Source organism: Amycolatopsis plumensis (genome assembly GCF_042652605.1).
GTDB classification, from domain to species: domain Bacteria; phylum Actinomycetota; class Actinomycetes; order Mycobacteriales; family Pseudonocardiaceae; genus Amycolatopsis; species Amycolatopsis plumensis.
Map to the genome: position 1 here is coordinate 8,662,946 of NZ_JBHSJY010000001.1, position 13,779 is coordinate 8,676,724.

The 13,779-nt window shown below is 69.0% G+C and carries 3 protein-coding genes; all 3 read left to right on the plus strand.

What is annotated here, in order from left to right; all coding sequences use genetic code 11:
- Nucleotides 1–223 precede the first annotated feature (223 nt).
- From ACFPLC_RS41635 to ACFPLC_RS41645, 3 genes are read left to right on the plus strand one after another with little or no spacing between them, the layout of a single operon-like run.
- Nucleotides 224–5,428 (plus strand): amino acid adenylation domain-containing protein, encoded by a 5,205-nt coding sequence (locus ACFPLC_RS41635; RefSeq protein WP_378236130.1) that lies wholly within the window; start codon nucleotides 224–226, stop codon nucleotides 5,426–5,428.
- On the plus strand, nucleotides 5,412–12,614 hold the full coding sequence (locus ACFPLC_RS41640; RefSeq protein ID WP_378200045.1) for a hybrid non-ribosomal peptide synthetase/type I polyketide synthase: 7,203 nt from the start codon (nucleotides 5,412–5,414) through the stop codon (nucleotides 12,612–12,614). The genes ACFPLC_RS41635 and ACFPLC_RS41640 overlap by 17 nt, the downstream gene beginning before the upstream one ends.
- The gene (locus tag ACFPLC_RS41645) at nucleotides 12,611–13,768 is read left to right on the plus strand and encodes an acyl-CoA dehydrogenase family protein (protein WP_378200047.1); all 1,158 of its coding nucleotides are present in this window, start codon (nucleotides 12,611–12,613) and stop codon (nucleotides 13,766–13,768) included. Before ACFPLC_RS41640 ends, ACFPLC_RS41645 begins: the two co-directional genes overlap by 4 nt.
- Nucleotides 13,769–13,779: the final 11 nt, after the last annotated feature.

Consider the following 13,779-nt stretch of genomic DNA (forward strand, 5'->3'; position numbering starts at 1 on the left):
TCTCGCTACGAGACGATCCGTGTCAAGCCACTGTGTCTCGGGCAGTCGGCTCGTGCCCATCAGAGCGCCGGCGTAGCCATTCAGGCACGCCACCCGAGTGCCGTCCGGACCGGCCGTCCGCGCCTGTCGTCACCCTTGCGCTCGCTGAAGACTCGACCCCAACCGAGGAAAGGCATCGAGGGTCATGTCTGAACGTGCCGGAAACACCCCGACGATCGTCGATGTGCTCACTCGGAACGCCTACGACGAACCGGATCGAACCGCCTTATCCTTCCGCGAAGGACCCGGCTCCTCGATCACCTGCTCGTTGACCACCTCGGAGCTGCACACCCGGGCGCTGGCCGTGGCCGAAGCACTGCGAGCGGTCAGCAAGCCGTACGAGCGAGTTCTCGTCCTCACCTCCTCCATGCCCGACTACCTGGTGGCGGTGTGTGGCTGTCTGTACGCGGCGATGTGCGCGGTACCGCTCGGCTTCTCCGCCGTCGGGAAGCAGCCCGGGACGCACGCCATGATCGCCGGGGCGGGTCGTGACGCGGCGGTCTCGGCGATCCTGACCACGGCCGCGGAGGCCTCGGAAGCCCAGCTGCAGTGGGAGTCGGCGGACGGGTACCCGGTCGCGTGGATCGCAGTGGACGAGCAGGTACGGCCGTCGACGGCGGAGCCCGCGCCGATGGTGTGCCGGCCGGACGGTCTCGCGATGCTGCTTTACACCTCGGGGTCGACCTCTTCCCCCAAAGGCGTGATGAACTCGCACGCGAGCATGGTGGCCGGGATCGAAAAAATGGTCCGGATGACCGGGATCCCGGATCATTCCAGCGTGGTGAACTGGGTTCCGGTGCACCACGGGATCGGCCTGATCGGCCACGTGCTGCTTTCGCAGTACATCGCCGGCGACTGCACACTGCTGCGCACCGAGGACGTGGTGGCCCGGCCCGCGAGCTGGCTGGAAACGATCTCCTCGACGGATTCCCCGGTTTACAGCGGGGGGCCGAACTTCCTTTATGACAGGTGCGCCAGTCTCGTCACGGACACGGAAACGGCCGGGCTGGACCTGAGCACCTGGCACTCCGCGTTGGTCGCCGGCGAGCGGATCCGGAAGAACACCGTGGAACGGTTCACCAGCCGGTTCGCCGCCAGCGGGCTCTCCCCGCACGCGATGTTCGCGGTCTACGGCCTCACTGAGACCACGTTGCTGGTCAGTGGCAGGCGCGCCGGTGACATCGGCAGCATCACCGTCGACCGCGCCGCGCTGGAGGCCGACATCGTCCGCGTGGCGCCGGACGGCATCGAACTGGTCAGCTGCGGTGACCCCGGTCCGGCGACCACGGTCCGGATCGCCGACCCGGAGACCGGCGCCGAGGTCGCGCCGGACCGGGTCGGGGAGATCTGGGCGCGGGGACCGTTCACCGCTCCCGGGTACTGGCGCCGGCCCGAGGAGACCGTGGCCGTGTTCGGCGCCCACCTCTCGACCGGCGAAGGACCGTTCGTGCGCACCGGTGACCTGGGCTTCCGCCACCACGACGAGATCGTGGTGTGTGGCCGGCTCAAGGAACTGCTGATCATCCGCGGGCGCAACATCCACCCACAGGACGTCGAGGCCACCGCGGCCGAGGTGCACGTGGCGACCCAGGCAGCGCCCGCCGCGGCGTTCGCTGTCGAAGGGGACGAAGGGGAACGTCTCGTCCTGGTCCAGGCCGTCGGCACCGCCGAAGGCGCCGCACAGATCGCCGCCGAACTGCGGGCCGCGGTCACCGCCCACCACCGGGTGGACGCCGAGGTGCTCGTCGTGGACGCTGCCGCGGTACCGAGGACGGGCGCGGGCAAGATCCGCCGGGGCGAGTGCCGCAAGCTCTACCTCGACGGCCACCTGCACCCGTTCGCGACGAGCGAGCCCGGCGACGTGCGCATGCCCGCGGGCGACGCCGTACCGGCCGCAGAGGTACGCGAAACCATCACGCGGCAGGTCAGGGCGGCGTTAGGCAGCGGTGCGCCCGAGGACCTCGAAGCGTCCGGGGCCACGCTCGCCCGGCTCGGGCTGGACTCCCTGCGCGGCATGATGCTGCGCTATCAGCTCGAACGTGCGACGGGTGTCCGGCTCTCGTTGGACGAACTGCTGCTCGGCAGCGCACGGGACGTGATCGGCAAGATCCTCGCGCAGTCCGGCGGAGGCGCCGTTGCGCCGGCCTCGGCCTTCTCGGTGGACACCGGACAGCGGTACGACCCGTTCCCCCTCACCGATCTGCAGCAGGCGTACGTGACCGGCCGCAGTGAAGCCTACGAACTCGGCGGCGTGGGGACGCACTACTACCGTGAGTTCGATTCCGAGACCCTCGACGTCCACCGATTCGTCGGCTCGCTGGCGAAGCTCGTGCAGCGGCACGACATGTTGCACGCCACCGTCTCCGCCGACGGGACACAGCGGGTACTCCCGTTCCGCGAGGGCGATCCCCTGCCCGTCACCGTCGAGGACATCCGCGACCTGGACGACGCCGAGGCCGCGCGGCACCTGGAGGAGACCCGCAGCGCGATGTCCCACCGGGTGCTGCCGCTCGACGGGGGTGCGTTGTTCGAGGTCAGGATCACCCGCGTCACCGACACGAAGGTCCGCGTGCACATCGGGGTCGACCTGCTGATCGCCGACGTGCGCAGCATCCAGATCTTCTACGACGACTGGGAGCAGCTGTACAACGGCAAGGAACTGCCACCGCTGACGGGTGAGGTGGCGTTCCGCGACTACCTGCTCGCGGTGGAGGAACCGGCCGGGGACGCGGCCCGCGACTACTGGCTGCGGCGCATCGAGTCGATGCCCGGGGCACCGAACCTCCCGCTCGTCGAGCGCGCGCGGACCGCCGTGCCCCGGTTCCGGCGCCTGGAGTCCGGACTCGACAGCCGCATGTGGACATCGATCACCGAGCGGGCGGCGAAGAACGACGTCACGGCGTCGGCCGTGTTGCTGGCCGCCTACGCCGTCGTGCTGCGGACGTGGAGTGGGACGAGCCGGTTCCTGGTGAACATCCCGATGTTCAACCGGCAGCCGGTGCACGACCGGATCGACGAGGTGATCGGCGACTTCACCACGATCGTGCCGCTTTCCGTGGACGTGAGTGGGGACTGCGGGATCACCGAGTACGCCGCGCGGATCCAGCGGCAACTGCTGTCCGACATGGACCACCGCGAGTTCAGCGGGATCGAAGTGCTGCGCGAACTGGCCCTGCGCGACGGCACGGCCACGGGAGCGATCGCTCCGGTCGTGTTCGCCAGCGGCCGCGGCCAGGGTCGCGGGTACCTGACCGGCGAATGGATCGGCGAGCCGGTGTACGCGATTTCGCAGACCCCGCAGGTGTGGGTGGACAACCAGACGTACGAAAAGGACGGCGAACTGCACTTCAACTGGGACACCGTGGAGGGGTTGTTCCCGGAGGGTGTCATCGAGGAGATGTTCGCCGCCTACTGCGACGTGCTTTCCACCCTAGCCCACGACGACACCGGGTGGGAACAAGGCACCGGATCGCTGCTGCCCTCCTGGCAACAACGCATCATCGACCAGGCGAACGACACCGCCGCACCCATCGACGTCGAACTTCTCCACACACCGCTGCTCACTCGAGCCCGCGCCAACCCCACCACCCCAGCGGTGTTCGACCGCGGAACCTGGACCACCTACGGCGAACTCCACGTCCGCGCCTGCCGTACCGCCCGCACCCTCCGCTCCCACGGTGTCGGGCCAGGACAGTGCATCGCCGTCTCCATGAACAAGTCCACCGAACAGATCACCGCCGTACTCGCCATCCTGCTCGCCGGCGGCGCCTACGTACCCATCGACCCGGAATTACCCGAACAACGCCGCCACCACATGGTCACCCACGCCGGTGTCCGGCTGATCGTGACCGACCAACAGCACCTGACCTGGCCCACCGGTACCGAAGTGGTACGTCCCGACACGGCACCGATCGACCCGACCGAGACCACTGTTCCGCCCGAGTCCCTCGCCGACCTCGATGATCTCGCCTACGTCATCTACACCTCCGGCTCCACCGGCCAACCCAAAGGTGTCGCCGTCAGCCATCGCGCCGCCGCCAACACCTGCCTCGACATCAACCAGCGATTCGCCATCACACCCCACGACCGCGCCCTCGCCCTTTCCTCCCTCAGCTTCGACCTGTCCGTCTGGGACATCTTCGGCGTCCTCGGCGCCGGCGGCAGCCTCGTCCTCCCCCACACCAACCGGGACCCCGCCCACTGGCATCACCTCATCACCACCCAAAACGTCACACTCTGGAACTCCGTCCCCGCCCTCATGACCATGTACACCGACCACCTGCCACCCACCACGGCGGCCGCCACCCTGCGTCTCGTCATGCTCTCCGGCGACTGGATCCCGCTCACCCTGCCACCGAAGATCAAGGCCACCCATCCCCGCACCCGGATCATCAGCCTCGGCGGGGCCACCGAAGCCGCCATCTGGTCCGTCTACCACCCCATCACCGACACCACCCCCACCGACTGGCCATCCATCCCCTACGGCACACCCCTGGCCAACCAGCAGCTCCACATCCTCAACGACCAGCTCCAACCCTGCCCGATCCACACCACCGGAAACCTCTACATCTCCGGGACCGGGCTCGCCTCCGGTTATCACAACGACCCGGAAAAAACCATCGCCAGTTTCTTCACCCACCCCGATACCGGAAAACGCCTCTACAAAACCGGGGACCTCGCCCGCCGCCACCCCGACGGAACCATCGAATTCCAGGGCCGCAACGACACCCAGGTCAAAATCAACGGCCACCGCATCGAACTGGGCGAAATCGAAACCACCCTCGGCCGGCACCCCGGCATCCACACCGCCATCGCCACCACCACCGGAACCCGGCACCACAAACAAATCCACGCCTACATCTACCCCCACCCCACCAGCACGACCACAACCGAACTCCTCGCCACCATCCACCGGCACCTCGCCGACACCCTCCCCCACCACATGCATCCCCACACCACCACCATCCTCACCCACCTCCCCCTCACCCCCAACGGCAAGATCAACCGCAACAACCTCCCCCACCCCACCACCACGACCTCCATTGATCCACCGGCCGGCGCAGTGGAGAAGCGCATCCTCGCCATTTTTGAAGAGGTGCTGGAATCACGCGGGATCAGCGTGACCGCGAACTTCTTCGACATCGGACTCGACTCGGTGGTCATGGTCAAGGTGCATCGGGTGCTCTGCGAGAAACTCGGCCGGGAATTCCCACTGACCGCACTGTTCGAAAACCCGAGTATGCGGCACCTGGCGGCGCACTTCGGTGGCAGCGACGAAACCGAGGACGCGGTGGCCGCGACCTTCGCCCGTGCCCGCCGACGGCGTGCGCGCAGACATCCACAGACCATCACGAACGACAGCGGGGACTCGCATGACTTCCACGCATGAGGGCACCGAGATCGCGATCATCGGGAAGGCGTGCCGGTTCCCTGGCGCGAGGGACCAGCGGCAGTACTGGGCGAACCTCCGGGCCGGCCGGGAGTCGGTGACCTTCTTCGGTCGGGACCAGCTCCTGGCCGCCGGGATCAGCCGGGAATTGGCCGACGATCCAGGCTACGTCGGCGCCTTCGGCGCGCTCGACGACATCGACCTGTTCGACGCGGCTTTCTTCGGCTACAGCGCGCGGGACGCCGCGATCCTCGACCCACAGCACCGCGTGTTCCTCGAGACCGCCTGGCAGGCCCTGGAAGACGCCGGCCAGCGCCTCTTCGACCCGGACGCGCAAGTCGGTGTCTTCGCAGGCAGCAGCATGTCGACGTACCTTATTGCGAACCTGCTGCCCGGCCGGGCCATGGACACCTCGCCCGACGGCTTCGAGATGCTGATCGCCAACGACAAGGACTACCTGGCCAGCCGCATCAGCTACCACCTCGGCCTGAACGGCCCGGCGGTCAGCGTGCAGTCCGCGTGCTCGACCTCGTTGGTCGCCGTCCACCTCGCCCGCCAGGCGCTGCTGTCCTACGACTGCGACATCGCACTCGCCGGCGGGGTGACGATCCGGCTGCCGCAGCACGGTTACCGTTACCAGGAAGGAATGATCCTGTCCTCGGACGGGCACTGCCGTCCGTTCGACGCCAGGGCGAGTGGCACGGTCGGCGGCAACGGCGCCGGGGTCGTGGTGTGCAAGCGGCTGGCGGACGCCATCGCCGACGGCGACCGCATCGACGCCGTGATCAAAGGCTCCGCGATCAACAACGACGGCGACCGCAAGGTCGGGTACACCGCCCCGGGCATCGTCGGACAGGCCACGGTCATCGCCGCGGCGCTCGGCGCGGCCGAGGTGGACCCGGGCACGATCGGCGCGATCGAGGCGCACGGCACGGGCACGGCGCTGGGCGACCCGGTGGAGATCGCCGCGCTGACCAAGGTCTTCGGCCCGTACCACCCCGGGGGCTGCCCGATCGGCTCGGTGAAGTCCAACATCGGGCATCTGGACAGCGCCGCGGGTGTCGCCGCGCTGATCAAGGCAATTCTCCAGCTGCAGCACCGGGAGATCGCGCCGAGCCTGAACTTCGAGCAGGAGAACCCGGACATCGGCTTCGACAGCACACCGTTCTTCGTGAACACCGAGTTGCGCCCGTGGCACGCGACCGGGGTACCGCGCCGGATCGGCGTCAGCTCGTTCGGCTTCGGTGGCACGAACGCGCACTGCGTTCTGGAAGAAGCATCGGCCTCGGTGGAGCCGGCACCCGGCAAGCCGGTGCAGGCCATCGTGCTGTCCGCCAAGTCGGCCGGAGCGCTCGAGGAGATGACCCGCCGGCTCGGTCAGGACCTCGCCGAGCTGCCGCTCGCCGACACCGCGTACACCCTGCAGACGGCGCGGACCGTGCTCCCCCACCGGCGGGTGATCGTCTGCTCCGACACCGAGGACGCGATCGAGGCCGTCGAGAGCCACGACCCGCAACGGGTGTTCAGCAGGCAGGTCCGGGACAAGCCTCAGGTCGCGTGGCTGTTCCCGGGACAGGGCACGCAGTACACCGCCATGGGCCGGGGCCTCTACCAGGACGAACCTGCGTTCCGCGCGGGCGTCGACGAATGCGCGGAGCTGTTGGGCCCACACCTCGGGTCGGACCTGCGTACCGTGCTGTACCCGGACGACGACGCCGACCACATCCAGCGGACCGAGTTCGCGCAGCCCGCGCTGTTCACCGTCGAGTACGCGCTCGCGAAGCTGCTCGAGTCGTGGTGCGGGAAGCCGCAGGCGATGCTCGGGCACAGCGTCGGCGAGGTGGTCGCCGGCTGCCTCGCCGGTGTCTTCACGTTGCCGGACGCGCTGCGGATGGTGGCCGTGCGCGGCAAGCTGATGCAGCGACAGGCGCCGGGGGCGATGCTCACGGTCGCGCTGGCCGAGGACGAGCTGCGCGGGATCCTGCTTCCCGGTGTGGAGATCGCTGCGGTCAACGCGCCGCGGCAGTGCGCCGTCGCCGGGCCGCACGAGGCGATCGACGCGTTCGCCGAGCTGCTCACGGGCCGTCGGATCGACTTCGGCCGGCTGCACACGTCCCACGCCTTCCACACCTCGATGATGGACTCCGCGGTCGCGCCGCTGACCGAGGCGATCGCCCGGATCCCGCTGTCCCCGCCGGACGCGCCCTTCCTGGCCAACCGCACCGGCGACTGGATCACCGCCGGTGAGGCGACCGCGCCGGCGTACTGGGCCGGGCAGGTCCGGGACACCGTGCGGTTCCACGCCTGCCTGCGAAAGCTGGCCGGCGAACCCGGCGTGGTGCTGCTGGAGGTCGGGCCGGGACACACTCTCGGCAGTCTGTCCAGAATGGACCCCGAGCTGCGTGGCAACCTGCTGGTGAACACGATGCGCGCGCCCGCGGAGACGCATGACGACACCCGGTTCCTGCTCAGCGCGGTCGGCCGGCTCTGGGTGGCCGGCGTGGACGTCGACTGGGCCGCGATGCACCAGGGCGAACAGCGCCGTCGCCGCAGTCTCGCGCCTTACCCCTTCGACCCGAAGCGGTACTGGATCGACGCACCGGCCTCCGGCGCCACGGCTCGGTCCCTGGACGCCGCCATCGTGTCGGCCAAGGGCGACCAGCACGCCGGCAGCGAGGCCACCCTCGGTTCACGGCCGGACCTGCTGACCGAGTACGCCGCGCCGGAGACCGAGACCCAGCGCCGGGTGGCCGGCATCTGGCAGGACCTGATCGGCGTGTGGCCGATCGGCGTGCACGACAGCTTTATCGAGCTCGGCGGCCACTCGCTGCTCGCCACGAAGGTCGTGGCCGCGGTCCGGGCCGAGTTCAAGGTGGACGTCCCGTTGCGGGACCTGATGACGGCCCCGACCGTGGCCGCCATGGCCGAGCTGGTCGTCAAGGCCGGCGGCGTGCCGCTCGCGCACGGCGGTGACGAGCTGCCCATCGCGGTGCCCGACCCGGAGTCGCGCTGCGAGCCGTTCCCGCTGAGCGAGATCCAGCAGGCCCAGTGGATCGGGCGGTCGGCGAACTTCAGCGTCGGCAACGTCGCAGCGCACATCTACTGGGAGGTCGAACACGACGGTATCGACCTCGACCGGCTGCAGAGCTCCTTCAACCGGATCCTCGACCGGCACGACATGCTCCGGGCGATCATCACCCCGGACGGCACCCAGCGCATCCTGCCCGACACCGGGCCGTACGAGTTCGACGTGCTGGACCTGCGTGCCGTCCCGGACGACCGCGTGGCCGCGGAACTGGCACAGGTGCGGGCGCGGATGTCGCACGAGGTGCGGCAGAGTGACGTGTGGCCGTTGTTCAACATCCGTGCGGCGCTGCTCCCCGACGGCCTGACCAGGGTGTTCCTGGGGTTCGATCTGATGGTGTCCGACATGGGCAGCGTCCGGGTCATGCTTCGCGACTGGCGTGCGCTCTACGAGAACCCCGCGGCCGAGCTGCCGCCGCTGCGGATCTCCTTCCGCGACTACCTGGTGGCCGTCGGCCGGCTGAAGGAAACCGAACTGTACCAGCGTTCGCTGGCGTACTGGCGGAACCGGGTGGAAGATCTCCCGCCCGCGCCGCAGCTGCCGCTCGCGACGACACCGGACACGATCACCGAGCCCCGGTTCGTGCCGTGCAGCCGGACGCTGCCGAGCGAGCAGTGGGAAAAGATCAAGGACCGGGCCAGGAAGCACGGGGTCACCCCGTCATCGGTGCTGCTGGCGGCGTACGCGCTCGTGCTGGGAGCGTGGAGCACCTCCGGCAAGTTCACCCTGAACGTCACCACCAACAACCGATTCCCGGTGCACGAGGACGTTCCCGGATTGGTCGGCGGGTTCGCATCGTTCAACCTGGTGCCGGTCGACCTCACCGAGCACACCCGGCTCGGCGAGGTCGCGGTCGCGATCCAGACGCAGAGCTGGGCGGACCTCGACCACAGGTACGTCAACGGCGTCGATGTCCTGCGTGAGCTCGCGCGGGCCCGTGGCGGCACCACCGGCTCGGTGATGCCGTTCGTGTTCACCAGCACCTTGGTCGACGAGAGCGAGAGCGAACGCTCGATGGTCGACTGGATCGGCGGGTTGACGTACGAAGTCATCCAGACGCCACAGGTCTGGCTGGACGCGGGCGTGCTCGAGGTGTCCGACGGGCTTTACCTGAGCTGGCCCGCGGTGGCGGGGTTGTTCCCGGAGGGTGTCATCGAGGAGATGTTCGCCGCCTACTGCGACGTGCTTTCCACCCTCGCCCACGACGACACCGGGTGGGAACAAGGCACCGGATCGCTGCTGCCCTCCTGGCAACAACGCATCATCGACCAGGCGAACGACACCGCCGCACCCATCGACGTCGAACTTCTCCACACACCGCTGCTCACTCGAGCCCGCGCCAACCCCACCACCCCAGCGGTGTTCGACCGCGGAACCTGGACCACCTACGGCGAACTCCACGTCCGCGCCTGCCGTACCGCCCGCACCCTCCGCTCCCACGGTGTCGGGCCAGGACAGTGCATCGCCGTCTCCATGAACAAGTCCACCGAACAGATCACCGCCGTACTCGCCATCCTGCTCGCCGGCGGCGCCTACGTACCCATCGACCCGGAATTACCCGAACAACGCCGCCACCACATGGTCACCCACGCCGGTGTCCGGCTGATCGTGACCGACCAACAGCACCTGACCTGGCCCACCGGTACCGAAGTGGTACGTCCCGACACGGCACCGATCGACCCGACCGAGACCACTGTTCCGCCCGAGTCCCTCGCCGACCTCGATGATCTCGCCTACGTCATCTACACCTCCGGCTCCACCGGCCAACCCAAAGGTGTCGCCGTCAGCCATCGCGCCGCCGCCAACACCTGCCTCGACATCAACCAGCGATTCGCCATCACACCCCACGACCGCGCCCTCGCCCTTTCCTCCCTCAGCTTCGACCTGTCCGTCTGGGACATCTTCGGCGTCCTCGGCGCCGGCGGCAGCCTCGTCCTCCCCCACACCAACCGGGACCCCGCCCACTGGCATCACCTCATCACCACCCAAAACGTCACACTCTGGAACTCCGTCCCCGCCCTCATGACCATGTACACCGACCACCTGCCACCCACCACGGCGGCCGCCACCCTGCGTCTCGTCATGCTCTCCGGCGACTGGATCCCGCTCACCCTGCCACCGAAGATCAAGGCCACCCATCCCCGCACCCGGATCATCAGCCTCGGCGGGGCCACCGAAGCCGCCATCTGGTCCGTCTACCACCCCATCACCGACACCACCCCCACCGACTGGCCATCCATCCCCTACGGCACACCCCTGGCCAACCAGCAGCTCCACATCCTCAACGACCAGCTCCAACCCTGCCCCATCCACACCACCGGAAACCTCTACATCTCCGGGACCGGGCTCGCCTCCGGTTATCACAACGACCCGGAAAAAACCATCGCCAGTTTCTTCACCCACCCCGATACCGGAAAACGCCTCTACAAAACCGGCGACCTCGCCCGCCGCCACCCCGACGGAACCATCGAATTCCAGGGCCGCAACGACACCCAGGTCAAAATCAACGGCCACCGCATCGAACTGGGCGAAATCGAAACCACCCTCGGCCGGCACCCCGGCATCCACACCGTCATCACCACGACCACCGGTCCCTCGCACCACAAGCAGATCCACGCCTACATCTACCCCGACCCCGCGGCCACCGTCCCCCACGACGAACTCCTCGCCGGCATCCACGACCACCTCGCCGACACCCTTCCCCCCTACATGCACCCCCACACCACCACCATCGTCAACCACCTCCCCCTCACTCCCAACGGCAAGATCAACCGCAACAACCTCCCCCACCCCACCACCCCGTCAGCGTCCACATCGGACGATGACCGTCCGGTGAGCGAGCTGGCGGTCCGGCTGGCCGAGATCGCGGCCGAGGTGATCGGGGTCGCCCGGATCGACCCCCGCGCCGGCTTCTTCGAAGCCGGCGGGGATTCGATCGCGGCGGTGCGGATCGCGGCCCGCGCCGTCGAAGAGGGGCTGGAGGTGGTGCTCGGTGACCTGTTCGAGGCCGAGACCATCGCCGACGCGGCCGCGCTCATCGAGGCTCGTGGTGCGGATGCGGACGGCCAGGAGCAGGAGGTGCCGCTGACCGCGGCGCAGCTCCGGCTGCTCGACGGCTCGCACGGTGACGTGAACTGGGTGGAGCTCCCGGTGGCGGACGACTTCACCGTCTGCGCCGAGTGGATCGAAACGCTGCTGCGGAAGCATCCCGCGCTGCGGGCCGGTTTCGAACAGAACGGGGCGGTTTGGACGCAGCGGATCGGGGCGGTCCGCCCGCAGGACACCTACGTACCGCGGATCGAGCTGGACTTCCTGCCGGTGGACCGGCAGCGCGGCGCGATGCGGCAGATGATCACCGAGATGCGCGCGGAGACGAACCCGCGTGGTGGTCGTCTGGTGAAGTTCGCGTTGTTCGACCTCAGCGCCGGCCGCCACCTGGTGTGCCTGGCCCACGACCTGGTGGCCGACTCCCGCAGCTGGGGCGTGCTGCTCGGCGAGCTGGCGGCGCTGGCCGGGGGCGTCCCGGCGGGGGAAACCGGCCGCACCCGGGTGGAGTTGGGCCCGGACGAGACCAGCGCGATCCTGGCAGCCGCGGCCGAGACGTACCGGATGTCCGCCGAGGAAGTCGTCCTCGCTGCCGTGCTCGACCTGGTCGACGGTCCGGTCCGGTTCGAGCAAGACCGGCGTGGCCGGGCCGACGGGCCGGTGGGGGCGTTCGGCGCCCCAGCCGAGATCCGGGCCGACGGCGGGGACCTGCCCGCCGTCAAACGCGCCTATCGCACCACGACGTCCGGGCAGCCCACCGGGCCGGTGGACGTCCTCGTGCGGTCCCTCGGTGCCATCGGGACGGCGGCGATCCCGTGGCCGCACTGGGGGTCCGGTGGACCACCCCGTACCGAGATGACGTGGGCGCTCGTCGATGGCGGCCTGGTCACCGAGTGGACCGGGAACGGGGACTCGGCGGCCGACGGGTTCGCGGACGCGGTCCGCCGGGTCGGCGAGCGCAGCCGGCACGCGGAGATCCACGTCGACGCCGGCGACTTCCCGCTGGCCGACGTGGACGACGACGACCTGGTCGCGTTGTTCGAGGAGTACCGGTGAACAGTCCCATCGAACCCGATCCGGCCTGGCGAGCGAAGATCCGCGGCTTCGCGCAACGCGCCGTCGCCCCCCTGGTGTCCAAGATGGACGCCGAGGAACGCGTCGACGACGGCCTGGTCGCGTCGCTGTTCGCCGAAGGCCTGATGGGGGTGGAGATCCCGGAGGCCTACGGCGGCGCGGGACGTGACCTGTTGTCTTCGGCCGTGGCGATCGAAGAGCTCTCCCGGGTCGATCCCGGCGTCGCGGTGCTCGTGGACGTCCAGAACGCGCTCGTGGTCAGCGCGGTGCTGCGGCACGGCGACGGTGACCAGAAACGCCGGTACCTGCCGCGGCTGGCCACGTCGGCGGTCGGCGCCTACGCACTGTCCGAAGAGGAGTCCGGCAGCGACGCTTTCGCGATGGGCACCGAGGCCACCGCGGACGGCACCGGGTTCCGCATCAACGGGTGCAAGCACTGGACGACCAACGCCGCCGAGGCGGACTTGTTCGTCGTGTTCGCGAAAGTGGGCGACGCCGGTGTCGGCACGTTCCTCGTCAACGCGGACACGCCCGGGCTCCGGGTCGGGGAGCGCGCGTCCAAGCTCGGCATCCGGGCAAGCTCGACGTGTGCCGTCGAGTTCGACGACGTGCTGGTGGGCGCGGAGGACGTCCTCGGTGGGGTGCACAACGGGCGCACCAACGCGATCGAGACGCTCAACATCGGCAAGATCGGTATCGCCGCGCAGATGGTCGGGCTCGCACAGGGAGCGTTGGACGCGGCATTCGACTACGCCCGCCGACGCCGCCAGTTCGGCGAACCGATCATCTCGTTCCAGGGCGTGCGGTTCCCCCTGGCCAGGCTGGCCGCCGAACTGGACGCCGCCCGGACGTACCTGTACCACACGATCGCGGTGCTGGACACGCTGCCGTTCGCGAAGAGGCTCACCGCCACGGCGACCGCGAAGCTGCTGGCCGCCGAGGTCGCCGAGCGAGCCGCCTCGCAGGCCGTCGAAACCCTGGGCGGCAACGGGTACAGCACGGCCTTTCCGGTGGAGAAGTTCTACCGGGACGCGAAGATCGGCAAGATCTACGAGGGCACCACGAACATCCAGCTGCGGGCCATCGCCGCCGGTCACCTCGGCACCGGCGAGCGGGAAAGCGTGTCGCCATGGTGAGCCGCGGCCCC

Bases quoted from the DNA above. Each gene is read 5' to 3' on its own strand.
- ACFPLC_RS41640 (WP_378200045.1), top strand. From the start codon at position 5,412: ATGACTTCCACGCATGAGGGCACCGAGATCGCGATCATCGGGAAGGCG.